This window comes from Micromonospora zhanjiangensis (genome assembly GCF_042650605.1).
Lineage (GTDB): Bacteria > Actinomycetota > Actinomycetes > Mycobacteriales > Micromonosporaceae > Micromonospora_J > Micromonospora_J zhanjiangensis.
This window is the reverse complement of the sequence record NZ_JBHSBN010000008.1, coordinates 100,891-124,059: the sequence shown is the minus strand read 5'-3', so window position 1 is coordinate 124,059 and position 23,169 is coordinate 100,891. Positions and strand designations below refer to the sequence as shown.

General features: G+C 72.2%; 27 protein-coding genes and 1 pseudogene. 14 read left to right on the top strand and 14 right to left on the bottom strand.

Annotated elements, in window-relative coordinates; translation table 11 throughout:
• Positions 1-87: 87 nt before the first annotated feature.
• The 3 genes from ACFOX0_RS14330 to ACFOX0_RS14320 are packed head-to-tail and all read left to right on the top strand — an operon-like array spanning position 88 to position 2,326.
• Positions 88-804, top strand: coding sequence for a GntR family transcriptional regulator (locus tag ACFOX0_RS14330; protein WP_377545650.1), 717 nt, complete (start codon positions 88-90; stop codon positions 802-804).
• Between the two features lie 2 nt (positions 805-806).
• Positions 807-1,460, top strand: coding sequence for a 5-oxoprolinase subunit PxpB (pxpB, locus tag ACFOX0_RS14325; protein ID WP_377545649.1), 654 nt, complete (start codon positions 807-809; stop codon positions 1,458-1,460).
• Positions 1,457-2,326 carry a 5-oxoprolinase subunit C family protein gene (locus ACFOX0_RS14320; protein ID WP_377545647.1) on the top strand — a complete coding sequence of 290 codons (870 nt, stop codon included), beginning with the start codon at positions 1,457-1,459 and terminating at the stop codon, positions 2,324-2,326. The genes pxpB and ACFOX0_RS14320 overlap by 4 nt, the downstream gene beginning before the upstream one ends.
• Before the next feature lie 42 nt (positions 2,327-2,368).
• Here ACFOX0_RS14320 and ACFOX0_RS14315 read toward each other — a convergent pair whose 3' ends face one another.
• The 7 genes from ACFOX0_RS14315 to ACFOX0_RS14285 form a co-directional block, all read right to left on the bottom strand.
• Positions 2,369-4,423, bottom strand: a complete 2,055-nt coding sequence (locus tag ACFOX0_RS14315; RefSeq protein WP_377545645.1) for an amylo-alpha-1,6-glucosidase — start codon at positions 4,421-4,423, stop codon at positions 2,369-2,371.
• The gene (locus tag ACFOX0_RS14310; RefSeq protein WP_377545643.1) at positions 4,420-4,815 is read right to left on the bottom strand and encodes an SCP2 sterol-binding domain-containing protein; all 396 of its coding nucleotides are present in this window, start codon (positions 4,813-4,815) and stop codon (positions 4,420-4,422) included. The genes ACFOX0_RS14315 and ACFOX0_RS14310 overlap by 4 nt, the downstream gene beginning before the upstream one ends.
• A 14-nt stretch (positions 4,816-4,829) precedes the next feature.
• Complete coding sequence (locus ACFOX0_RS14305) at positions 4,830-5,246, bottom strand: CBS domain-containing protein (protein ID WP_377545641.1); 417 nt, start codon at positions 5,244-5,246, stop codon at positions 4,830-4,832.
• 176 nt (positions 5,247-5,422) lie between these two features.
• On the bottom strand, positions 5,423-6,445 hold the full coding sequence (locus ACFOX0_RS14300; RefSeq protein WP_377545640.1) for an aspartate-semialdehyde dehydrogenase: 1,023 nt from the start codon (positions 6,443-6,445) through the stop codon (positions 5,423-5,425).
• A 55-nt stretch (positions 6,446-6,500) separates the two neighbouring features.
• A complete protein-coding gene (locus ACFOX0_RS14295; protein ID WP_377545638.1) occupies positions 6,501-7,847 on the bottom strand; it encodes a M16 family metallopeptidase in 1,347 nt (448 codons plus the stop codon).
• Positions 7,844-9,142 (bottom strand): M16 family metallopeptidase, encoded by a 1,299-nt coding sequence (locus tag ACFOX0_RS14290; protein ID WP_377545636.1) that lies wholly within the window; start codon positions 9,140-9,142, stop codon positions 7,844-7,846. Before ACFOX0_RS14290 ends, ACFOX0_RS14295 begins: the two co-directional genes overlap by 4 nt.
• A gap of 101 nt (positions 9,143-9,243) precedes the next feature.
• Positions 9,244-9,462, bottom strand: coding sequence for a hypothetical protein (locus ACFOX0_RS14285; RefSeq protein WP_377545634.1), 219 nt, complete (start codon positions 9,460-9,462; stop codon positions 9,244-9,246).
• A 368-nt stretch (positions 9,463-9,830) separates the two neighbouring features.
• On the opposite strand from ACFOX0_RS14285, the gene ACFOX0_RS14280 reads away from it, so the two are divergent.
• Positions 9,831-10,037 carry a hypothetical protein gene (locus ACFOX0_RS14280; RefSeq protein WP_377545632.1) on the top strand — a complete coding sequence of 69 codons (207 nt, stop codon included), beginning with the start codon at positions 9,831-9,833 and terminating at the stop codon, positions 10,035-10,037.
• A gap of 52 nt (positions 10,038-10,089) precedes the next feature.
• The gene (locus ACFOX0_RS14275) at positions 10,090-10,296 is read left to right on the top strand and encodes a hypothetical protein (RefSeq protein ID WP_377545630.1); all 207 of its coding nucleotides are present in this window, start codon (positions 10,090-10,092) and stop codon (positions 10,294-10,296) included.
• Between the two features lie 47 nt (positions 10,297-10,343).
• Here the strand turns inward: ACFOX0_RS14275 and ACFOX0_RS14270 are convergent, their stop codons facing one another.
• Together ACFOX0_RS14270 and ACFOX0_RS14265 are read right to left on the bottom strand one after the other, a co-directional pair.
• Entirely contained in the window at positions 10,344-10,916 is a 573-nt protein-coding gene (locus ACFOX0_RS14270) for a DUF1360 domain-containing protein (protein ID WP_377545628.1), read from the bottom strand.
• Position 10,917: 1 nt separating this feature from the next.
• Positions 10,918-11,271 (bottom strand): DUF6158 family protein, encoded by a 354-nt coding sequence (locus tag ACFOX0_RS14265; RefSeq protein WP_377545926.1) that lies wholly within the window; start codon positions 11,269-11,271, stop codon positions 10,918-10,920.
• A 169-nt stretch (positions 11,272-11,440) separates the two neighbouring features.
• Here ACFOX0_RS14265 and ACFOX0_RS14260 point away from each other — a divergent pair, with 169 nt between their 5' ends.
• Both ACFOX0_RS14260 and ACFOX0_RS14255 read left to right on the top strand, forming a co-directional pair.
• On the top strand, positions 11,441-11,854 hold the full coding sequence (locus tag ACFOX0_RS14260) for a hypothetical protein (protein ID WP_377545626.1): 414 nt from the start codon (positions 11,441-11,443) through the stop codon (positions 11,852-11,854).
• Positions 11,855-11,871: 17 nt separating this feature from the next.
• Entirely contained in the window at positions 11,872-12,219 is a 348-nt protein-coding gene (locus tag ACFOX0_RS14255; protein WP_377545624.1) for a DUF3817 domain-containing protein, read from the top strand.
• Positions 12,220-12,229: 10 nt separating this feature from the next.
• Here the strand turns inward: ACFOX0_RS14255 and ACFOX0_RS14250 are convergent, their stop codons facing one another.
• The gene (locus ACFOX0_RS14250) at positions 12,230-12,649 is read right to left on the bottom strand and encodes a DUF6232 family protein (RefSeq protein WP_377545622.1); all 420 of its coding nucleotides are present in this window, start codon (positions 12,647-12,649) and stop codon (positions 12,230-12,232) included.
• Positions 12,650-13,146: 497 nt separating this feature from the next.
• Here ACFOX0_RS14250 and ACFOX0_RS14245 point away from each other — a divergent pair, with 497 nt between their 5' ends.
• Positions 13,147-14,109 (top strand): C40 family peptidase, encoded by a 963-nt coding sequence (locus tag ACFOX0_RS14245; protein ID WP_377545620.1) that lies wholly within the window; start codon positions 13,147-13,149, stop codon positions 14,107-14,109.
• A 130-nt stretch (positions 14,110-14,239) separates the two neighbouring features.
• Here the strand turns inward: ACFOX0_RS14245 and ACFOX0_RS14240 are convergent, their stop codons facing one another.
• The 3 genes from ACFOX0_RS14240 to ACFOX0_RS14230 form a co-directional block, all read right to left on the bottom strand.
• Complete coding sequence (locus ACFOX0_RS14240) at positions 14,240-15,241, bottom strand: sigma-70 family RNA polymerase sigma factor (protein ID WP_377545618.1); 1,002 nt, start codon at positions 15,239-15,241, stop codon at positions 14,240-14,242.
• A gap of 431 nt (positions 15,242-15,672) precedes the next feature.
• Positions 15,673-16,593, bottom strand: coding sequence for an N-acetylmuramic acid 6-phosphate etherase (locus ACFOX0_RS14235; RefSeq protein ID WP_377545616.1), 921 nt, complete (start codon positions 16,591-16,593; stop codon positions 15,673-15,675).
• 43 nt (positions 16,594-16,636) lie between these two features.
• Positions 16,637-17,551 (bottom strand): MurR/RpiR family transcriptional regulator, encoded by a 915-nt coding sequence (locus ACFOX0_RS14230; protein ID WP_377545614.1) that lies wholly within the window; start codon positions 17,549-17,551, stop codon positions 16,637-16,639.
• Between the two features lie 179 nt (positions 17,552-17,730).
• On the opposite strand from ACFOX0_RS14230, the gene ACFOX0_RS14225 reads away from it, so the two are divergent.
• Positions 17,731-18,477 carry an SDR family NAD(P)-dependent oxidoreductase gene (locus tag ACFOX0_RS14225; RefSeq protein ID WP_377545612.1) on the top strand — a complete coding sequence of 249 codons (747 nt, stop codon included), beginning with the start codon at positions 17,731-17,733 and terminating at the stop codon, positions 18,475-18,477.
• A 142-nt stretch (positions 18,478-18,619) separates the two neighbouring features.
• Here the strand turns inward: ACFOX0_RS14225 and ACFOX0_RS14220 are convergent.
• A pseudogene (locus tag ACFOX0_RS14220) lies at positions 18,620-19,220 on the bottom strand (dTMP kinase); the annotation flags it as partial.
• 156 nt (positions 19,221-19,376) lie between these two features.
• Here ACFOX0_RS14220 and ACFOX0_RS14215 point away from each other — a divergent pair.
• From ACFOX0_RS14215 to ACFOX0_RS14195, 5 genes are all read left to right on the top strand, one after another.
• The gene (locus ACFOX0_RS14215; protein WP_377545610.1) at positions 19,377-19,979 is read left to right on the top strand and encodes a nucleotidyltransferase family protein; all 603 of its coding nucleotides are present in this window, start codon (positions 19,377-19,379) and stop codon (positions 19,977-19,979) included.
• A complete protein-coding gene (locus ACFOX0_RS14210; protein WP_377545608.1) occupies positions 19,976-20,239 on the top strand; it encodes a hypothetical protein in 264 nt (87 codons plus the stop codon). Before ACFOX0_RS14215 ends, ACFOX0_RS14210 begins: the two co-directional genes overlap by 4 nt.
• A gap of 10 nt (positions 20,240-20,249) precedes the next feature.
• Complete coding sequence (locus tag ACFOX0_RS14205; RefSeq protein ID WP_377545606.1) at positions 20,250-21,014, top strand: metallophosphoesterase family protein; 765 nt, start codon at positions 20,250-20,252, stop codon at positions 21,012-21,014.
• 5 nt (positions 21,015-21,019) lie between these two features.
• Positions 21,020-21,163, top strand: a complete 144-nt coding sequence (locus ACFOX0_RS14200) for a GPGG-motif small membrane protein (protein WP_231921526.1) — start codon at positions 21,020-21,022, stop codon at positions 21,161-21,163.
• A 605-nt stretch (positions 21,164-21,768) separates the two neighbouring features.
• Positions 21,769-23,124 carry an ABC transporter substrate-binding protein gene (locus ACFOX0_RS14195; protein ID WP_377545604.1) on the top strand — a complete coding sequence of 452 codons (1,356 nt, stop codon included), beginning with the start codon at positions 21,769-21,771 and terminating at the stop codon, positions 23,122-23,124.
• Positions 23,125-23,169 lie beyond the last annotated feature (45 nt).

Here is a 23,169-nt window from a genome sequence, read left to right as displayed (position 1 = left end):
TCACCCGCCTTACGACCGACCGCCAGCGTAGACCGTTGGATGTAGGTTGTTCTACAATTTGCCCACCATTCGGAACCGGAGGCGTCGATGACCAGGCCGTCCCGCGCCCGGCCGGCCGAAACCGAGCTGGCCGGTCTGCCGGCCCTCACCCCGGTTCCGACCGCCGCCGAGCGCGCGGCCGAGGCGATCCGCGAGCACATCTTCGCCGGCCGGTTCCGCCCCGGTACGGCGCTGCCGGAGACCAGCCTCGCGCGGGCCCTGGGCGTCTCCCGGAACACCGTTCGGGAGGCCTACCGGACCCTGGTGAACGAGCACCTGCTGTCGTACGCCGCGCACAAGGGGGTGGTGGTCCGCCGGTTGACCACCGCCGACGTACGGGAGATCTACGGCCTGCGCCGGATGCTGGAGTTCGCCACCCTCGACGGGCTGCGGACCGGCACCTGCGCGCTCGAACCGGCGACGCTGGCCGGACCGCTGGCGGCCGGCGACCGGGCCGCCGCGGGCGACGACTGGCTGGCCGCCGGCACCGCCAACCTGCGCTTCCACGCCGCGATCGTGGCCGCCCAGGGCAGCACCCGGGCGGACGACTTCTTCCGGCGGTTGATGACCGAGCTGCGGCTGGGCTTCCTCGCCCTGGTCGATCCGCGGGCGTTCCACGAGCCGTACCTGCGGCGCAACCACGACATCGCCGACCGGCTGCGGGCCGGCGACCTGGACCGGGCCCGGGCCACGCTGGACAGCTACCTGGCCGACTCGATGCGCCAGGTGGTCGCCGCCGTCGCCGACGCCCCGGACGGACGGTAGCGGTGGCGACGGGCGAACCGGCCGGACCGCTGCTGCGCCGCGCCGGCCGCTGGTCCTGGCTGGTCGAGGTGGACAGCGGGCCCGCCGCCGACCGGTTGCACCGGCACCTCGCCGCGCTGCGCGGGCGGGGCGCGCTGCCCGGCGTGGTCGACCTGGTGCCGGGTGCCCGGACCGTGCTGCTCGACTGCGCGTCCCCCGGCCCGGGCCGGGCGGAGCTGAGCCGACTGCTGGCCGGGTGGGACCGCGCGGTCCCGGCCACCGACGCCGCCGGTCCGGTGGTCCGCGTCCCGGTCCGGTACGACGGCCCGGACCTCGCCGAGGTCGCCGCGCTGACCGGCCGCACCCCCGCCGGGGTGGTGGCCGCGCACACCGGCACCGAGTTCACCGTCGCGTTCTGCGGCTTCTCCCCCGGCTTCGGCTACCTGACCGGCCTGCCCGAGTGGTTGCGCGTGCCGCGCCGGCCCGAGCCGCGTTCGGCGGTGCCGGCCGGTGCGGTCGGACTCGCCGGCGAGTACACCGGCGTGTACCCCCGCTCGTCACCGGGCGGCTGGCAGCTCATCGGCCGGACCGCCGTACGACTCTTCGACGCCACCCGCGACCCGCCGGCGCTGCTGGCCCCCGGCACCCGGGTCAGGTTCACGGCGGAGCGGCCGTGAACCGGGCAGCGCTGGTGGTGGTTCGCCCGGGGCCGTTGAGCACCGTGCAGGACCTCGGCCGGCCGGGGCTGGCCCACCTGGCCGTGCCCCGGTCCGGTGCCGCCGACCCGGACAGCCTCCGGCTGGCCAACCGGCTGGTGGGCAACCCGGAGGACGCCGCCGGGGTCGAGACCACGCTGCTCGGCGCCGACCTGCGACTCACCGCCGGACGCTGGGTGGCGGTGACCGGCGCGCCCGCGGCGGTCCGGGTCGACGGCCGACCCGCCGGCCTGGACCGCCCGCAGTGGGTGCCGGCCGGCGCCACCCTGACCGTCGGCCCGGCCGAGCGCGGGGTACGCGGCTACCTGGCGGTGGCCGGCGGGATCGACGTGCCACCGGTGCTGGGCAGCCGGTCGACCGATCTGCTGTCCGGGATCGGGCCGGCACCGCTGGCCGCCGGGCAGCGACTGCCGGTCGGGCCGGTCCGGGCGATGCCGGCACCGGTGGACGTGGCGCCGCGGCCGGCCATCCCCGATCCGCTGCGGCTGCGGCTGTACCGCGGACCGCGCGACGACTGGTTCGGCGACCGAGCCCTGCGCGCGATGAGCGGGGCCGACTACCGGGTCACGGCCGAGAGCAACCGGATCGGGGTGCGACTCGCCGGGCCGGCCGTGCCCGGCACGCGCACCGGCCAACTGCCGAGCGAGGGCATGGCACGCGGGTCGGTCCAGATCCCGCCGGGCGGCCAACCCCTGGTCTTCCTGGCCGACGCGCCCACCACCGGCGGTTACCCGGTGGTGGGCGCGGTGCACCCGGACGACATGTGGCTGGTGGCCCAGGCCCGACCCGGTTACCGGGTGCGGTTCCGCTGGATCACGCGCGCCTGACGACGCGGACGGCGATCGGCCGCAGCGGTCAGCGGCGGCGGGTCAGCGGCGGTCGGGCCCCAACCGGCCGCGGGCGAACGCGTCCACCCGGCCCCAGCGGCCCGGGATGTCGAGCAACTCGATGCGGCCCATGTCGACCGGCAGCACCGGCTCGACGGCGAGGTGTCCCTCGTGCGGCTCCAGACCGAGCATCGTCCGCAGCAGCAGCAACGGCGTACCGGTCGACCATGCCTGTGGGCTGCAGGCGGTCGGGTACTGCACGGGATAACGGGTGAGCCACCGCTCGTAGCCGGCGAACGCCTCCGGCAACCGGCCCTTGAAGAAGCCCGCCGCGCTGATGATGCCCTCGGCGATCCGGGCCGCCTCCTCGGCGAACCCGTAGCGGCGCAGCCCCCAGGCGATGAACGAGTTGTCGAACGGCCACACCGTGCCGTTGTGGTAGCCGATCGGGTTGTACCGGGCCTCACCCGTGGCCAGGGTACGCACCCCCCAACCGCAGAACAGCCGCGGACCGAGCAGGTGCTCAGCGATCCGACCGGCCCGTTCCGGGGTGACGATGCCGCTCCAGAGCAGATGCCCGAGGTTGGACGACAGGACGTCCGCCCGCCGGCCGTCGGGGTCCAGGCCGAGCGCGTAGAACTCGCCGTCGGCGACCCACCAGTCGCGGTTGAACCGTTCCTTCAGCTCGGCCGCCTGGCGCTCCAACCGGTCGGCGAACGCCTCGTCGTGCCAGATCTCGCGGGCCAGCCGCGCGGCACGCACCTTCGCGTCGTACGCGTAACCCTGCAGTTCGCAGGTGGCCCGGGGGAAGCCCGGCAACTCGCCGTCGGAGTAGGAGATGGCGTCCCAGGAGTCCTTCCAGCACTGGTTGGCCAGGCCGGTCTTCCTGTTGCGCGGCTCGTACCAGATGTAGCCGTTGCCGACCAGGTCGGCGTGCTCGTCGATCCAGGTCAGCGCCGCCCGGGCCTCGTACTCCAACTCGCGCACCAGGGCGACGTCACCGGTCCACCGTTCGTACTCGTCGAGCAGCACGACGAACAGCGGCGTGGCGTCGGCGGTGCCGTAGTACGGCGAGTGCGGCTGTTCCTCGAACGAGGCGGATTCGCCGTACCGCATCTCGTGCAGGATCTTGCCCGGGTCCTCGTCCCGGAAGTCGTCGAACCGGGTGCCCTGCAGGGTGGCCAGGATGCGCAGCGTGGTGACCGACATCTGCGGCGTGAACGGCAGGGTCTGCAGGCAGGTGAAGATGCTGTCCCGGCCGAACATGGTCATGAACCAGGGCAGACCGGCCGAGGGCAACGCCTCCCGGCCGAGCGACAACGGCGAGAAGCGCAACGCCGCCAGGTCCACCAGGCTCCGCTCGTACGTCTCGGCGAGCGGCTCGCACTCGCACACCATCCGCGGCGCGTTCGCGATCCACGTCCGCAGGTCCTCCTCCAGGCCCTTCTTCCGGTCCTCGCCGTGCGCCCGCAGCCCGATCCGCAGGTCCTGACCGCTCGGCCCGATGGCCTGCGTCCGGACCTGGATCTCGGTCTCCCAGCGGGACTGCGGTTGCACCTGGATCGAATAGCTGAAGCCGTGCTCGTCGTACCGGGCCGGCTCGCTGGAGGAGATCACCGTCTCCCGACGGTAGGTCTCCCGATGATAACCGAGGCGCAACGCGCCCTCCTCCACCACGGCGTAGCGTTCGCCGGTCTTCTCCAGGATCTCGTCCTTGATCTCGAACAGGTCGGCGAAGTCGGCGCCCGCCTCCATCCGGACCTCCAGCCGCACCGGCTCCTCGTCGTGGTTGAGGATGGTCAACTGCTCCTCGAAGCTGTCCCCGATGGTGCGTTCCCGGATCACCGACAGCTTCGCGTCGATGTTCGGCGCCGTCCCGCCGGGCACCAGGAAGAACCGCGCCTCGTAGTACTGGAGGTCGTCGAAGGAGAGCGGGTCGAGCCGCTGGCCGTTGATGGTCAACACCCAGCGGGAGAGGAACCGCGTGTCGATCGAGAAGAGCCCGGTCGGCTCGCTCGGGGTCGCCTCGATGTCGCCCCGACCGTCGGAGACGACGAAGGTGTTACCGTCCAGAATCGAGATCTTCTGTCCGTTCATCTCGGCCCGGCCCCCTCCGTGACCGCCCCGCGCCCGCACGGGCCACGGCCCCTTCCGCGCGAGTCGGGCGGTCCCGGGAAGAGCCGTTCCAGCGTGAGGACCAACCGCAGGTCACCGGCGACCTGCATGGCGCCACGCAGCATCGCGGCGATGCCGTTCTCCTCGCCCCCGACGATCTGTTCGAACAACTCGGGATCGGTCGTCACGACGCTGTCGGCCGGGCCGTCGTCCCGGGACACGGTGACGTCCCCCCGGTCGAAGCGGACCATCCAGTGTTCGGTGCTCGGCCCCTGCCGTACGTCGATCCGCACCGTCCCGCGCACCTTCCGCAGCAGCGGCTCGCCCCGGAGCCGGTCGAGTCGTTCGAAGAACCGGGCAGCGGCGTCCTCCATCGACTGCGCCCCGCTCAGTTGTTCGGCTCGTCCGCGCTGATGTCGGCCAGCACCGACTGCGGTTCCCGTTCCACGGCCAGATCGCCCAGCGAGACCAGACCGATCAACCGACCCTCGTCGATCACCGGCAACCGGCGTACGCCGTAGGTGCGCATCAGGTCCGCGGCGGCCACCGCGTCGTCGTACTGCGTGACGGTGACGATGTCCTGGCTGATGATCTGGTTGAGCTTGGTGGTGTTCGGGTCCAGCCCCTCGGCGATGCCGCGTACCGTGATGTCCCGGTCCGTGGCGATGCCGATCACGTCGTCCCCGTCCGTGACGATCACGTCCCCGATGGCCCGGTCGCGCATCTCCTGCGCGGCGGCGCAGAGCGTGTCCTCGCCGTCCATGGTCACCAACCGGGTCGTCATGAACTCCCCGACAGTGGTCATCCCCCGCCCCCTCTCACCTGATGGCTGGCCGCCGCGTCACGCGGGCCACGGTCGCCGCGGTGTACCCGGCGCGACCGGAAGGTAACGGCGAAGTCCGCACCGATTGCCGGTGGGCGGAAAGGTCCGCCCACCCACCGGATCGGGCGGGGCGGGCGGCAACGGATGACGGACGGCGCTCAGCGCGCGGCGGCCACCAGTTCGGCGATCTGTACGGCGTTCAGCGCCGCGCCCTTGCGCAGGTTGTCGCCGGACAGGAAGAGGGCCAACCCGTGCTCGACCGTCTCGTCCGCCCGGATCCGGCCCACGAAGGTCGGATCCTGCCCGGCCGCCCGCAGCGGGGTGGGCACCTCGGTCAGCGTCACGCCGGGTGCGGTGGCGAGCAGTTCCCGGGCCCGACCCGGGGTGAGCGGGCCGGCGAACCGGGCGTTCACCTGGAGCGAGTGGCCGGTGAACACGGGCACCCGGACACAGGTGCCGGAGACCTTCAGGTCGGGGATCTCCAAGATCTTACGGCTCTCGTTGCGCAGCTTCTGCTCCTCGTCGGTCTCCGCCGACCCGTCGTCGACAAGCGAGCCGGCGAGCGGGAGCACGTTGAAGGCGATCGGCTCGGCGTACAGCCGGGGTGCCGGCAGTTCCACCGCGGCGCCGTCGAAGGTCAGCTCGGTGGCCCGCTCGGCCACCTTGCGGACCTGCTCGTCCAGCTCGGCGACGCCGGCCAACCCGGAGCCGGAGACCGCCTGGTAGCTGGCGACCACCATGCCGACCAGCCCGGCCTCGGCGTGCAGCGGGCGCAGCACCGGCATCGCGGCCATGGTGGTGCAGTTCGGGTTCGCGATGATCCCCTTCGGGCGTACCGCGGCGGCGTGCGGGTTGACCTCGGCGACCACCAGCGGCACGTCCGGGTCCATCCGCCAGGCGGACGAGTTGTCGATCACGACCGCACCGGCCTCGGCCACCCGGGGCGCCAGTTCCCGGGACGAGCCCTTGCCGGCCGAGAAGAGCACGATGTCCAGCCCCCGGTAGTCGGCCGTCGCCGCGTCCTCGACCGGCACCGACGAGTCCCGCCAGGGCAGTTCCCGGCCGGCCGACCGGGCCGAGGCGAACAGCCGCAGCTCGTCGGCCGGGAAGTCACGCTCGGCCAGCATCCGTCGCATCACGCTGCCGACCTGGCCGGTAGCACCCACAATGCCGATTCTCATGACGGCGAGGCTACCCAGGCGGGCCCGAGGGTCCCAACCGGTTCCCATCTCCGGCTCAGCCCGCGGCGTCGACCACCTCACCGAGGCCGGCGGCGATCAGGTCGTCCCGGATCACCGCCGCGTCGCCCTCCACCACCAGGGTCAGTCCCTCCGGGTGCAGGTGCGTGGCGGCGGCCGCCGAGACCCCGGCCACGGTTGCGGCGAGCAACTCGTCGCGCAGCCGGGCGTGGTAGTCGTCCGGCAGCCCGTAGAGCACCAGGGTGCCCAGGGCGCTGACGATCGACCACGGGCTCTGCAACTCGACCGACAGTTGCCCGGCCCGCCAGGAACGGGCCACCGCCAACTCGTCCTCGGTCACCCCGGTCGCCCGGGTACGGGCGATCTCGCCGACCGCGTCGATCACCGCCGGCGCGGTCACCGCGGTCTGCACCCCGGCGCCGACGACGAACCTGCCGAACCGTCGGGATAACCCGAAGTCACCCCGGATCCCGTACGTATAGCCGCGCACCTCGCGGATCAGATGGTTGAGCCGGGAGGTGAAGGCCCCGCCCAGCACCGTTCCGGCCAGCGTCATCGGGACGTAGTCCGGGTGGGCCCGGTGCGGGGCAGCGTGCCCGAGCCGGAGGGTGGACTGCACCGAGCCGGGCCGGTCGACCAGGATGATCCGGCGCCGGTCGCGGATCGCGACGTCCACCGGGCCCTCGACCTCGGCCGGCTCCCCGGCCGCGCCGGCGAACGCCGCCTGGCCGAGGGCGGCCAGGTCCAGCCGGTCCAGGTCGCCGGCGACGAGCAGGGTGCCGGGCCGGGTCAGCCGGTCGGCGTGGAACCGGGTCACGTCGTCGACGGTGACGGCGGCCACCGACTCCGGGTCACCGTCCATCGGCCGACCGTGCCGAAGGTCCGCGCCGAAGATGTCACCCCGCAGCGTCGCGTCCGCCCGGGGACCCGGGTTGGCCCAGTACATCCGCAGCGCGGTCACCTCGTCGTCGCGGACCCGGGTGACGTCGTCCGGGTCGAGCCGCGGGGTGCGGACCGCCTCGGCGAGCAGTTCGACGGCGGCCACCAGCCGGTCCGGCGGGACCTGCACACCGACCCGGAACGAGTCCCAGTCCAGGTCGATGGAGAGCTCGGTGCCCAGGCCCTCCAGGGCGAGCGCGTAGGCGGTCGCGTCGCGCCGGGTGGTGCCCTCCTCCAGCGCCTTGGCCACCACCCCGGCCAGTCCCTCCCGGCCGAGCGGCTCCCGCCCCGCGCCGGCGTCCAGCAGCAGCGCGGCCACGGCGAGGTTGTGTCCGGGCAGGTGGGCCGCGACCACCTGGCCGCCGGCCACCGCGCGGCGGACGACCGCGGGAAACCGGTACGGCCGGGCCGGCCCCGGACCGGGACGTCGGGTGATCAGGGTCACGACTTCACCTCACGTTCTGGCAGGTAGGTCAGGGTGACCCGGTCCTCGGGGCGGAGCATCCGGCCGGCCGCCTCGGCGACGCGGTCGGCGTCCACCGACAGCCAGCCGGGCAACCGGTCGGCCGCGCGGGCCGGGTCGCCGAACTGGACGGCGTACCGGCTGAGCAGGTCGGCGCGGCCGTCCACGGTGGCCAGTTGGCGCCACCAGCCGGTGGTGAGCAGGGCCTTGGCCCGGTCCAACTCCTCCTCGGTCACCGGTTCATCCGCGAATCCGTCCAGCACCTCGGCCAGCCCGGCCTCCAGGTCCGCCGCGGTCACCCCGGCCCGGGCGGTCGCGGTGACGATCAACGGCGCCGGGGCGTACCGGAGGTCCACCCCGTACGCGCCGATGTTGTCGGGTTGGGCCAGCCGGGCGCCGTCGGCCAGCCGCCGGTAGAGCCGGCTGCCGCGACCACCGCCGAGCACCAGCGCGAGCACCGTCACGGCGTCGTAGCCGTCGGTCCCGAACGGGTACGTGCGGTGCGCCTGATAGATCCGGGGTGCCGGTACGTCGCCGGAAACCGTCTCGCGGACCGGCCCACCGGTCACCGGGCCGAGGTCGGTCGGCGGGGCGGCCGGAATGTCCGGTCGGGGGGCCAGCCCGCCGAAGTACTTCTCGGCCAGGGCGAAGACCTCGGCCGCGCCGACGTCTCCGACCACCGTCAGCACGGCGTTGTTCGGCGCGTAGTACGTCGAGTGGAACGCCTGGAAGGTGGCCAGTTCGGCGGCGTCGAGGTCGGCCATCGAGCCGATCGTGGCGTGGTGGTACGGGTGCCCGGGCGGGTACAGCATCGGCAGCAGCCGCAGCCAGGCGTCCCCGTACGGCACGTTGTCGTACCGCTGGCGCCGCTCGTTCTTGACCACCTCGCGCTGGTTGTCCAGCGTCTCCTGGGTGAGCGCCGGGACCAGGCCGCCCATCCGGTCGGCCTCCAGCCAGAGCGCCAGTTCGAGGTGCTCCGACGGCATGGTCTCGAAGTAGTTGGTGCGGTCCGGGTTGGTGGTGGCGTTGAGCGAGCCGCCCGAACCTTGGACCAGCCGCATGTGCTCGGTCTTGGCCACGTTCACCGAGCCCTCGAACATCAGGTGCTCGAAGAGGTGGGCGAACCCGGTCTGGCCGGCCGGCTCGTGGCGCGAGCCGACGTCGTACCAGAGGTTGACGGCCACCACGGGTGCGGTGCGGTCCTCGCTGACGACCACGCGCAAGCCGTTGTCCAGTCGGATGGTCTCGATCGGCCAGGGGAAACCGGTCTCGGGCATGGGGGTGACGGTATCGGATCGCGGCCCGTCCGGGTGCCCGCCCGGGCGCCCGCCACGCGGTGCGATCGAGACGCGGTGGTGGGGGCGCGGTGGTGGGGCGGTCAGTCCGGCGGTTCCGACGGGGTGACCGTCTGCTCCGAGGTCCGGCGTTCCAGGAAGGTGTCCGGTGCGGCGTCCGGATCGTGTTCGCGGACGTCGGAGTCGGCGAGGATGGCCGCTGCCTGGGCCCGCGGGTTGTCGCTGCCGACGGCCCGCTCCTCGGGCAGCAGGTGCTCCGCCCGCCCGTCGACCCGGTCCGCCTCGTTGCGCTCGTCGCTCATGCCCGTCCTCCGCTGCGCTCCGGACGGCCACTCGCACCGGGCCCGATGATTCGCTCGCTGCGCTTGCTCATGCCCGCGGTGTTACCCCGGCACGCCGGGTGGAGAAACATGGCCACACCGCTGGAAACGCGTCGCCCCGGGCGACTGCCCGGGGCGACGCGGATGTCGGTGTGCAGGTCGCCTCTCGGCGCGTGGCGCGACGCGGCTCCAGCCGAGCGGTATTCCGCGAAGGCATTTCAGGTGAGGCCCGGGGACACTGGAACACACCGACGGAAGGCACAACGGGCGACCCGGCCCGGATGTTCCCGGGTCGTCGGGGTGTCCCGCGTCACGTGTTTGACCGGTTCGCGGCGGGGTAGCCGGACCGGGTGACCGACGAGACATCGCAGCGCCGCCTGGACGACCTGCTCGACGGCCTGTGGGTGGGGCAGGAGCGGATGACCCAGGCGGAGATCCACCGCCGGGCCGTCGCCGCCGAGGTACCGGCGGACCTGCTCACCCGGATCAACGCGATCCCCGAGGGCGAGTACGCCGTCGACGAGGTGTCCGAACTGCTCGGCGGCTCGTCGGGGTGAGACCTCCCGACCGGTCACCTTCCCCCGTCCCTCCGGCCGAGAGAGCCCGCTGATGAATTCCGACCTGCCCGACCACGACCCGGCCGACGAGCGCCTGCCGGCGATCGGTCAGCCGCCCCGCGAGTCCGACCCCGACGCGGACCCCGACTTCGCCGACGAGCACGACGAGACCGCGGTCTCCGGGGACGTCATCACCGGTGCGGACGCCGGCAGGCGCGAGCCGGAGTCGCCGCGCGGTTGGTCCGGCATGCAACGCTGACCGGGCCCGTCCCTGCGCTGACCGGGCCCGTCCCTGCCCGGCACGGGTCAGCCGCTCCGGCCCGTCGGGCCGCCGGCCTCGCCGGCTACCCGGCCGGCGCCGCTGTCCCGTTCGGCGGCCCGCTGCGCCATCGCGTACCCCATCTGGAGGAAGTCGGAGGCGGCCACGGCGGTCAGCGCGGTGGCCACCAGGCGGGTCAGCCGGGGGGCCAGCACCAGTCCGCCGGTGAGTCCGGTGGCCACCCAGACGGCGAGGCAGAACGGGCAGCTGAGCAGCTCGCCGATCGCGTGCTTGGCGCTGCTGCCCTGGTCGCGTACCTGTTCCATCACCTCGCCACTGCCGATCGGCCTCTGGTAGCTGGTGAACGGTGCGCGCAGCGGGCTGGTGATCGCGTCCTTGGACAACAGCCGGCTGAGCTTGTGGGTGGCGATCGACAACAGCACGACGTCGGCGGCTGCCGGTCGGACCGGCATGCTCCGCCCGGTGGCCCGGGCCAGGCCGGCGATGGTGGCGGTGACCCCCGCGTAGGTGCCCATGGCCACCAGGTAGCCGTCCAGCGGCCGGTGCTCGTGCGGCGCGTACGCCCGGCGCAGCCGCGCCAACCGGTCGCGCACGCTCACCTCAGCCACCGTCCCGCAGCCGGCTCGGGTCGATCTCCCGGCCGGGATGCCGGGCGAGGTACTCGGTCTCCAGGTCGGCCGTGCGGCGCAGGTGGTTGGCCAGCGCCGTGTCGGCGGCGTGCCGGAGGGTGTCCAGCCGGGTCCGGTGCAGGCTGTGCAGTTCGCGGATCAGGTCGTCGTCGGTGAGTTCGGCGGGATCCACGCCGAGCAGGTCGGTGCCGTCCAGGTCCGGCCCTGCCGCCGCGTGTACGTGGTCGCCGTCCCACTCGGCGACCCGCTGTTCCGGGCTGGCGGCGTGGCCGGCGTCGGAGCCGGGCGATGGCGAACCGCCACCGCGTACGGATTCGGTCATGATCGTCCCCGGGGTGTCGGAAATGGGTTGCCGACTGGACGGTTGCCCAGAGCGGACCGCACCAAACCCGTCCGTCCCGACCCGCCGGTCGCCCGGAGCCGGAGTACGCCGGCGGCGCGACTACTACGACGGTGCGTCGGAGAAGGGCGCGACGGTCGGTAGGATTCAGCCCATGAGACGGCTGTGTACCCCGGCGTGGATCGCCCGGCACGCGCTGGCCGTCGGCCTGGTCACCGCGTGCCTGGGGCTCGGCTGGTGGCAGGTCAGCCGGGCCGCGTCCGGGAACACCCTGAGCTGGGCGTACGCCGTCGAATGGCCGATATTCGCCGGTTTTGTGGTGTTCTTATGGTTTCGTGAGGCGCGACAGGCCGTCCGGGGCGACGACCGACCGGCCGAGTCGGCGGACGACGTACCGGCCCCACCGTCGGCCGTGCCGGGGATCCGCCGCCCGGTCCGGTCCGCCCGGTCCGCCCGGTCCGCGGTGCCGGCCGAGCCGGTCGGCGACGCCGAACTGACCGAGTACAACCGTTACCTGTCCTGGCTGAGCGCCAACCCCGGCGCCCGGCCCGGCGACTACCCCGGCTGACCGGCCGGGCGGAAGGAATGGGAACCCAGGTGCGCGCTGCCCTGACCAGATACCGCGTCATGGCCTACATCGTGGGCGTGGCGCTGATCGTGCTCACGTTGATCGGCATGCCGATGAAGTACATCTGGGACGACTCGCGGGTGGTCGCCACCGTCGGCACCGCCCACGGCTGGTTGTACATGGTCCTGTTGGTCACGATCTTCGACCTCGGCCGCCGGGCCCGATGGTCGCTGGGCCGGATGGTCAAGGTGATGCTCGCCGGCACCGTGCCGTTCCTGTCCTTCTACATGGAGCGCGTGGTGACCCGCTGGATCCGGGAGCAGGAGCGCCGCCGGGAGCGGGAACCCGAGCGGGTCGCCGGCTGAGCCGGCCCGGTCATCCGGCGCCCGGCCCGGCCGCCTCCCAGGCCCGCAGCAGCGCCCGGCTGACCTGACCGAACTCGCGTTCCCGGGCACTGCGGAACAGCAGCACGGTCTGCCCCCGGTAGTGCCCCCACAGCTCGTAGTCGGGCGGGCGCAGCCGACGCCCCAGCACGACCAGCAACCCGGGTAGCACGGCCGCGGCCGCCAGGGTGAGGTAACCGACCGCGCCGGGCCGGTCCGGCCGGGTGGTGGCGTACAGCACCGCGACGACGGCGACGAGCACCACGCCGGTGGCGCCCGCCGCGCGCACGCCGAGCGGATCGCGCCGCCCCCGGGCGGTACGCAGGTCGGACAGCTCCCGTACCGGATAGCGCCGGCCGGCGACGGTCAGGTGCTCGGCCGTCACCTGGATCTCCGGCGTGGCGTAGTGCACCGGCGACTCCCCCGACCTGGGCCGGTACGGGCCGGTGGGACGGACGGGTGGACGGACGGGCTTCACCAGATACCTCCGACGGCACGCGGCCGAACTCGATCCGACACCGCACCGGCGCGGGATCGAGGGCCGCTGCGGGATCGACTGACGGTGGTGCGGGACCCGGGTCTGCCGTCATTGTGCGCCGGCCGCGCCAGTGGGAACGCCGAGCTGCACTGTGGATACTCTGGGTAATCTCGACATCAGGGCAATTGATGACGTCTGCCGCGCAAACCGTGGCCGCCACTGTTGGTTCTCCGCACAGCGGGTTAGGTTGGTCCGGCCGGCCTGGTCAGCAGCCATCCAAACAGGTGGCGCCGGGTCGGTGCCGTCGCCTCGCCGGCCCGGTCGTAAAGCCGCAGGACCAGCGGTTTCGTCGACGAGTCGGTTGCCCATACCGGTCGGACCCGCGCGGGTCCGACCGACAGGTGGCGGCCAGCGAGAAGGGTTCTACGTTCTTGTCGCCAGTGCGGATCCTGCTGCGCGCAATCGCCGTGGCCGGCATCACAGCCGGTCTGATCGCACCGGCAACGGTCGCTCGGGCCGCGCCGTCGCAAGCCGAGCTGACGCAGCAGATCAACAAGAAGTCCACCGAGCTGGAAAAGACCGTCGAGTCGTACAACAAGCTCAAAGAGGAGATCAAGGCGACCCAGGCGGCCAGCGCCGACCTGACCAAGCGCATGGCTCCCCTCGAACAGCAGGTCAACGCGGCCCGGGCGCAGGTCGGTGACCTCGCCGCGACCGCGTACAAGTCGGGCAACCTGCACACCGCTCGGGCGCTGCTGGAGAAGGGCTCCACCACCGACCTGCTGTCCCGGCTCGGCACACTCGACCTGCTGGCCCGGGACCGCGGCAAGCAGGTGGCCGGCTTCGACCAGGCACAGCAGAAGTACCTGGCGCAGAAGTCCCAGTTGGACACGACGCTGGCCCGGCAGACCGCGCAGGCCAAGCAGATGGATGCCGGCAAGAAGAAGATCGAGGCCGAGCTCAGCAAGCTGTACGACATGCGGACGGCGGCGTACGGCTCGGCCACCTCGTCGAGTGGCGGCTACACGGGCAAGATCCCGGCCGTCTCCGGCCAGGCCGGGGTGGCCGTGCGCTACGCGTACAACGCGATCGGCAAGCCGTACGACTGGGGCGCCGAAGGGCCGAACGGCTACGACTGTTCCGGCCTGACCCTCGCGGCGTGGCGGGCGGCCGGCAAGTCCCTGCCGCACAACGCCGAGATGCAGTTCAACCAGACGTCACGGATCAGCCGTTCCTCGCTGGCCGCCGGCGACCTGGTGTTCTACAGCAACCTCGGACACGTCGCGCTCTACGTGGGCGGCGGCAAGGTGATCCACGCGCCGACGTTCGGGGAGAGCGTCAAGCTCGCCGACGTCGACATGATGTCACCGTACGGCTACGGACGGGTCCGCTAGACCCGAAGGTCCGCGCAGACAGCGAAAAGGCCGCCGGCCGGCGTCCGGGAGATCGGACACCGGCCGGCGGCCTTTTCGTACGTGCGTCGCGGCGCGGGCGGGCGGACGGTGGGGCGCGTGGCCCCCGGGGTCAGGCGGCCTGCAGGCCCTCGGCCCGGGCCAGCTCGCGCAGCCGGCCGAGCGCCTGGATCTCCAGCTGCCGGATCCGCTCCCGGGAGAGCGAGAAGCGCGACGCGACCTCGGTGAGCGAGTGCTCGCGGCCGTCCTCCAGCCCGTACCGCGCCCGCATGATGCCGGCGGACCGGTCGTCCAGGTGGTTGAGCAGCCCTTCGATCCGCTGCCGCTCCAGCGCGGTGAGGACGATCTCCTCCGGCGACGGGGCGTCGCTGTCGGCGACCAGGTCACCCAGGTTGGTGTCGCCGTCGTCGCCGACCGGCGTGTCCAACGACACGGTGTCCTGCGACCAGCGGATCAGCTCGTTGACCCGCTCGACGGTCACGCCCAGGGCCGTGGCGACCTGCTCGGGCTCGGGGTCCTGGCCGAGTTCCCGGGTCAGCTGCCGGGCCACGTTGCGCATCCGGTTGACGTCCTCGACCAGGTGCACGGGCAGTCGGACCGTACGCTCCTGCTGGGCGATGGCCCGGCTGATCGCCTGGCGGATCCACCAGGTGGCGTAGGTCGAGAACTTGTAGCCGCGCTCGTAGTCGAACTTCTCCACCGCGCGGACCAGGCCGGTGTTGCCCTCCTGGATCAGGTCCAGCATCGGCATCCCGGACCGCACGTAGCGGCGGGCGATCGACACGACCAGCCGCAGGTTGGCCCGGATGAACAGGTCCTTGGCCCGCTCCCCCTCGACCACCAGGCGTTCGAGTTCCTCGCTGCCCACGCCGGCCGGGATCCGGCCCGACCCGAGCAGGTGCTCCGCGTACAGTCCGGCCTCGATCGACTTCGAGAGGTCGACCTCCCGCGCCGCGTCCAACAGCGGCGTCCGGGAGATCTCGTGCAGGTAGACACCAACCAGGTCGCGCTCCTCGGCGACCTCGTCGGTCCGCATCACGATCTTCTTCTCCACGTTGCCCACGATCCCCTCATTCGCGCCGGTCGCCCGGTTTACCGCCGTCCCCGCGTTCATCGACTCGGCCCCTCCCCCGTAACCTCCGCTGTGCCCCTTGGTGCTGACATCTACACAACAGATGAGACGCGTCAGGGATTCCATCTGGTCAGTCGAAAGTGTCACGAATGCCTGAGTGCTTGCTGAAAGCCCGGTCGATGTTTGCTGTCAGGCGCCCGCGTCAGGCGTGATTCGCCAGCTTGTCGGCCCCGGATAGGGCGGGTGGCGCGGCCTCGATCGGTCTGGCGCCCATTCGCCCAGTCCAACCACAGGACATCACCCCGGCCTGTCGCGGCGCAGCGACGCGGGTCACCGCGGCGCTGCGATCCTCGTCACTACACGGATACGCTTCCGTGCGCCGATCGGTTCACCCGCCGTCCAGGATTACCCCCGGGCCGGATGGCCAATCCCCGTCCGGCCCCGAAACGGGCCGGCGCGGTCGGGTGGCGAACTCAGTGATCGAGCATGCCCAGGGCCGTCCGTACCTGACCGGAGGCACCAGCCAGGGCGGCGCGGGAGTCACCCACCGGCGCACCTGACAGCAACGCCACGAGGGCCGTCTTCAATTCCCCGTCGGCCTGGTCGAGGGCCCGCCGGCAGGCCGGCTCGGCGCTGCCGGTGGCGGCCATCAGGATGGAGATCATCCGACCGCGCAGCTTGGCGTTGGTGGCCACCATGTCGATCATGAGGTTGGAGTAGACCCGGCCGAGCCGCACCATCACCGCCGTGGAGAAGGCGTTGAGCACCAGCTTCTGGCCGGTCGCGGCCTTCATCCGGGTGGAGCCGGTGACCACCTCGGGCCCGGTCGCCAGCCCGATGAACACGGTCACCTCGCCGGCCGCCACGGCGTCCGGGTCGGCGCACACCAGCACCGTGCCCGCGCCGCGCGCCGCCGCCGCCCGCAAGGCCCCGAGCACGTACGGGGTCCGGCCGCTGGCGGCCAGGCCGACCACCAGGTCACCCGGCCCGACACAGCCGTCCGCCTCGGCCGCGCCGGTCGCCTCGTCGTCCTCGGCGTTCTCCACCGCCCGGGCCATCGCCGCCGCGCCACCGGCCAGGTGGGCGCAGAACCAGCCGGCCGGAGCGTTGTAGGTGGGTGGCAGCTCGGCCGCGTCGAGCACCCCGAGCCGCCCGGAGCTGCCCGCCCCGAAGTAGTGCACCCGGTGGCCGGCCCGCAGCGCACCGACCGCCAGGTCGACCGCCGCGGCCACCTCGTCGAGGACGGCGGCGACCGCCACCGGCACCCGCTGGTCCTCGGCGTTGATCACCGCGAGCACGTCCCGGGTGGACATCAGGTCCAGGTCCGTGCTGCGGGGATTGCGAAGCTCCGTGGGGGCCGCCACCCGGACCACCGCCCCACCGTCCAGGCTCACGCCGCGACCTCTCCCCGACCCGCCGGCGTGCCCGACACCGTCGTCATGCCCGCCTCCGGCCGCCGCCGAGCCGGTGCGGCCGCACGGCCTCCGCCGTCGCCTCGAGTGCCTTCCGGGCTCTGGTCCGGTTCCGGGCGGCGACCCCGACGAAGAGGCAGTCCACCACGGTGAGCTGGGCGAGCCGGCTGGCCATGGCGCCGGACCGGTACGTCGTCTCGCGGGCCGCCGTGGTCAGCACGAAGTCGGACACCTCGGCGATCGGCGACCGGGGGAAGTTGGTAAGCGCCACCGTGGTCGCGCCTCGGGCCCGGGCCTGCTCCAGCACCTCGACCACGTCGGAGGTGGTGCCGGTGTGCGAGATACCCACCGCGATGTCACCCTTGCCGAGCAACGCGGCCGAGGTGAGCGCGGTGTGGATGTCCGGGAAGTAGAAGGCGGTCCGGCCGATCCGGTGCAGCTTCTGCTGGAAGTCGGAGGCGACGAATCCGCTGGCACCGGCACCGTAGATGTCGATCCGACCGGCGGCGCTGATCGCCTCGACCACCCGCTCGCACACGGCGGGGTCGAGCTGCTCGGCGGTCTCCTCGACGGCCCGGGCGTCGTTGAACGCGATCGTGGCGATGATCTGGGCCAGGTCGGCGCCCGGCGGGATGTCACCGCCCACCACCCGCGCGTCCGGCGGCTCGACCCGGCGGGCGGCCTCGGCGGCCAACCGAATCCGCAGCTGCGGGTAGCCGTCCATGCCGACCGAGCGGCAGAATCGGATGACGGTCGCCTCGGACGTCTCCGCGGCGGTGGCGAGATCGGTGATGGTGCGGCGGGCGGCGTCGGCCGGATCGGCCACCACGAGCCGCGCGACGCGTTGTTCGGCGGGCGAGAGCGACGGGAGCAGTCCGCTGATATGGACGATGAGCCCGCCCGGTTCCTGGTTTGCGGAAATCTTCGCACTCTTCGCCACGCATGAAACTTACTTTCAGTAAGGCCGAAGCGTCAACCAGGACACCGTCCTCTCGGGAAAGTACGCCCGGCCGGCGTACCGGGACCGCCTTTTCGGTGGTGTTTCCCTCGTCCGCCGGACCGGAGCCGGGGGTCGCCCGGCCGCGCCGGGCGGAGCCGCGGCGCACTACCGTGTTCGGCATGGTGCAGCGCAGCGTTCTGGTCACCGGGGGAACCGGCGGCCTGGGGCAGGCCGTCACCGCGGCGTTCGTGGCGGACGGTTGGCGGGTGGTCGTACCGGTGCGGGCCGGTTCCGGACGGCCGGACCGACGGGACGGTCGGCCGCCCGGCGGACCGGCCGGGCCCACCGCCGGGCGGTCCGCGACCGACGGCCCGGTGGTCCGGGTCACCGCGGACCTGACCCGGCCCGAGGACGTCGCCGCGGCGGTGGCGGTCGCGGCGGGCGAGGCCGACGCACCGCTGCGGGCCGTGGTCAACCTGGTCGGCGGGTACGCCGCCGGCGGCCGGGTACACGAGACCCCGGTCGAGGAGTTCGAGCGGATCGTCGCGTTGAACCTCCGGCCGACGTACCTGGTCACCCAGCAGGCGTTGCCGCACCTGGTGGCGGCCGGCGGCGGGTCGGTGGTGTGCGTGTCGTCGCGGGCGGCGGTGGCCCCGTTCCCGGGCGCGGCCGGCTACGTGACGGCCAAGGCCGCGGTGCTGGCCTTCGCGTCGGCCGTCGCCGTCGAGTACCGGGCCGCCGGGGTGCGCTGCAACACCGTGCTGCCCAGCATCATCGACACGCCGACGAACCGGGCCGACCAGCCGGACGCCGATCAGACCCGGTGGGTGCCGCCGGCCGAGATCGCCACCGTGATCCGATTCCTGGCCGGCGACGAGTCCGCGCCGACGAGCGGCGCCGCCATTCCGGTGTACGGCCGGGCCTGATCGGCCACCCGGCGCCCGTCGGCCGGCTCGGCCGGCTCGGCCGGCTCGGGCGGCTCGGCCGGCTCGGGCGGCTCGGGCGGCTCGGTGGGGTCGACGGCGGGCCCGCCCCACCCGGCGCGACCGTCCAGATACGCCAGGATGGCCGCGCCGACCTCGTCCGGCGAACCGTTCGCGTCGATCATGACGAAGTCCACCGACTCCGGCAGCAGTCGGTAGGCGGTGTCCAGGGCGGTCAGGTGGCCGAGTTCCTCGTGGTCGGTGCCGCGCCGCTCGACCCGCCGGTACGCCTCGGTCGGCCGGACGGTGAGCAGGAAGGTGACGTCCGGCGACGGGAACAGCCGGTACGCCAACCGGGCCGGCGGTTCCCACCGCGGGTTCCCGGTCGCCCGGATCCGGGCGTACTGGCAGACCGCGTAGCGGTCCATCACCGCCAGCCGCCCGGTCGTCCGGCTCGCGACGAGGGCCCCGGCGATGGCCAGCCAACGCAGCACGGACTCGAAGATCAGGGCGCCGACCGGCCCGAGCAGGTGCGGCCCGTCGGGCCGGCCCAGCCGGCGGGCCGCCCGGTCCAGCCACCGCCGGCCGCCCGCGTTGCGCCAGTAGCCCGCCGGTACGCCCGCCGCCCGGAGCGTGGCGGCCAACCGGCGCGCCTGGGTGGTCTTGCCCGAACCGTCGATGCCGACGAGGGCGACCGTGCGCGGCCGGCGGCGGTCGGCGCGGCGGTTGACCGTCGTGGGGACCATGCCCAGCAAAGGTACCGGGGCGGCGCCACCGGTAATTGCGACGAAAGCTGCCTTAAGCCCCAGAACGGTACAGTCGACTCCGAGTGGAAGGTGTGACGGACGGGATGTCGGGTACGGAACATCTTCGCCGGATCGCCGCGCGGACAGGGAGACTCGATGGCCGACCAAGAGGACGACAGGTTGCTGCACACCCTCAAGCGGGTGGCCGCCGTCCTCAAACAGTCCGAGATCCCGTTCGCGCTGGCCGGCAGCTTCGCCGTGTACGCGCACGGCGGTCACTCCAGCGAGCACGACGTCGACTTCCTGATCCGTGAGCGGGACGTCGAGCAGGCGCTGGCGGAGCTCACCGCGGCCGGCTTCACCGCCGAGCGGCCACCGGAGGACTGGCTGGTGAAGGTCTACGACGAGGACCGGATGGTCGACCTGATCCACCGGCCGGTCGAGACCCCGGTCACCGACCAGACCTTCGCCGACACGCTGGTCCGTTCGGTCGACGCGATCAACATGCCGGTGCTGTCGGCGACCGAACTGATGGTGCACAAGCTGTTGAGCTTCTCCCAGCACTACTGCGACTTCGCCCGCGGCCTGCCGCTGGCCCGCTCGTTGCGGGAGCAGATCGACTGGGAACGGGTCCGCCGAAAGACCCGGCACTCGCCGTACGCGGAGGCGTTCCTGGTGCTGCTGGACCGGCTGGAGGTCGTACCGGCGCCCCGGGCCACGCCGGCCGGGCCGATGGACACGAGGAGGGTGACGGCTTGACCGAGCACAGCGAACGCGGCGAGGAGTACCTCGAGGCCGCCGTGCAGCGGCTGTTGGCCGAGAACGCCGACACCGCCGAGCAGGGCATCACGGTCGTCCGCCGGGACGGCACGCTGGTGCTCTGCGGCGAGGTGGAAAGCCCGCAACGGCGGGACGAGATCTTCCGGCTGGTGGTGGCCAACTATCCCGACGTACCGGTCGCGGTCGACATCGGGGTGACCCGGGCGGCCGCGCCGACCGAGGTGGAGCACCTGCCGTGAGGGGGCCGACATGGTGATCAGGATCGCGGCGGTCGGGGACGTACACGTCGACCAGGACGTCGTGGGGCGGTTCCGGCCGGCGTTGGAGCGCCTGCCCGAGCAGGCCGACGTGCTGCTGCTGGCCGGCGACCTGACCCGGCACGGTACGGAGTCCGAGGCGCGGTGCGTGGCCACCGAGTTCGGCGGCCTGGGCGTGCCGGTGGTGACCGTGCTGGGCAACCACGACTACCACTGCGACCAGGTGCCGCGGGTGATCCGGGTGCTCGAGGACGCCGGCATCCTGGTGCTGGAGGGCACGAACACGGTGCTCGACTGTCCCGGCGGGCGACTCGGGGTGGCCGGCGCCAAGGGCTTCGGCGGTGGGTTCGCCGGGCGCTGCGCGAGCAACTTCGGCGAGCCGGAGATGAAGGCCTTCGTCGGCACCACCACCGCCATCGCCGACCAGTTGGGGGTGGCGCTGCGGGAACTCGACTGCGACGTGCGGGTCGCGCTGACGCACTACGCGCCCGTGCCGGACACGTTGGCCGGCGAACCGCCGGAGATCTACCCGTTCCTCGGCTCGTACCTGCTCGGGCAGGCGATCGACTCGGCGCCGACCGAGCTGGCCCTGCACGGTCACGCGCACGCGGGCAGCGAGCGGGGCACGACCCCGGGCGGGGTACGGGTACGCAACGTGGCGCACCCGGTGATCAAGCAGGCATACAGCATCTTCCATCTGCACGAACAGGGTGGCGGGACGAAGGTTTCCGTCAATCAGGGGTCGGGTATCGCATAGACATGCTGAGCCTTCTTCTCTGGATTCTCGCAGTCGTACTGGTGGTCGCCGGCGTGCTCGCGCTGTTCCGGCGGCAGATCCTCTGGGGCGTCGTCCTCATCATCGTCGGCCTGCTCGTCGGCCCCGGCGGTGTCAGCATCTTCACCTGATCGACCCCCACCCCCGTCCCGATAACCCCCCAGCCCGCCGGGGTCGTCGCGCCCGGGTCCCTGTCCTCCCGACAAGGAACCCGCAGCGGCGATCCCGGCGCCTTCATGTCCGCGCCCGGCCGCGCCCGTGGTCCTGTCGGCGGGACGCGGCGGGTGACCACCGAGGGTGGAGCCAACGGGGCGTACCGCACCGCGAGCCCGCCGACCCGCCGGCCTCCGACGGTCGGAAACCGGGCAATTCGCTGAGCGTCGTCACGCATTCAGCTATTCACGCCAACGCGGCTTCGCGTGCCCCCGCGGGCCCGCCGCCGGGTTCACCGTGCCGGGCGACCGGATTTTTTTCTCGGCGTGCGGACGGTGCCGACGACCTGCGGCACCGACCTCCTAAAAGGGGACGCCCACGACACACCGACGACGCCTGGCTATATCCCAATTCGGTGAACGTCCCGTCATTCAATTGTTATCGAGTCGATCACAACTGAGGCATTGCGGAATCCACCGATAACGGTTTGACTGGCGCCCGAGTATTCGCTCCGGGTGTCCGCGTGCGGTCACGCTGCGTGATCCGACAGTCGCCCCGGGGCATGATGAGAAAGGAAGGGCGCATGTCCCTCCGCCCCACCAAGCGGCGCCTGACGGTCGCTGCGGCCGGCGTTCTCGGACTCACCCTCACCATCCCGCTCGCGGCATGTGGCGGTGGAGGTTCCGACAAGGCGTCCGACGCACCCAAGATCGATTGTGAGCAGTTCAAGCAGTTCGGCGACCTCAAGGGCAAGACGATCTCGGTCTACACCGGCATCGTGACCCCCGAGGACACCCCGTACATCAAGTCCTACAAGCCCTTCGAGGACTGCACCGGAGCCAAGGTCAAGTACGAGGGCGACAAGGCGTTCGAGACCCAGATCCTGGTTCGGGCCAAGGCCGGTAACACGCCGGACATCGCCATCGTGCCGCAGCCCGGTCTGCTCAAGCAGCTCGTCGACACCGGCAAGGCCAAGGAGGCCCCGCCGGAGGTGGCCGCCAACGTCGACAAGTTCTGGGGCAAGGACTGGAAGGCGTACGCCACCGTCGACGGCAAGTTCTACGGCGCGCCGTCCGGTGCCAGCATCAAGTCGCTGGTCTGGTACTCCCCCAAGGAGTTCAAGGACAACGGCTACAAGATCCCCACCACGCTGGACGAGCTGACCGCCCTGTCGGACCAGATCGCGGCCAAGGGCAAGAAGCCGTGGTGCGCCGGCATCTCCAGCGGTGAGGCCACCGGTTGGCCGGTCACCGACTGGATGGAGGACATGATGCTCCGGCTCTCCGGGCCGGACGAGTACGACAAGTGGGTCAAGCACGAGATCCCGTTCAACTCGCCCGCGCCCACCGCGGCGCTGGACGAGGCCGGCAAGTTCCTCAAGAACCCCAAGTACGTCAACGGCGGCCTGGGCGACGTGAAGAGCATCGCCACCACCACCTTCCAGGACGGTGGCCTGCCGATCCTGCAGGGCACCTGCTCGCTGCACCGCCAGGCGAGCTTCTACGCCGCCAACTTCCCCAAGGGCACCAAGGTCGACGAGAACGGTGACGTCTTCGCCTTCTACCTGCCGGGCAAGACCGCGGCCGAGAAGCCGCTGCTCGGTGGTGGCGAGTTCAACGTGGCGTTCTCGGACCGCCCGGAGGTCAAGGCGTTCCAGATCTACCTGTCCACCGACACCTGGGCCAACCTCAAGGCCAGCCTGTCCCAGGGCTGGGTCAGCGCCAACAAGGGTCTGGACATCAACAAGGTGAGCAACCCGATCGACAAGCTCGCCGTGCAACTGCTGCAGGACCCGAAGTCGGTCTTCCGCTTCGACGGCTCGGACCTGATGCCCGCCGCCGTCGGTCAGAACTCCTTCTGGAAGCAGTCGACCAGCTGGATCACCGGGCAGAGCACCCAGGACACGGTGAACAACATCGAATCCTCCTGGCCCAAGTGACCTGAGGACCTCCTCGACCGGCCGGCGTCCCCGTACCACGACAGG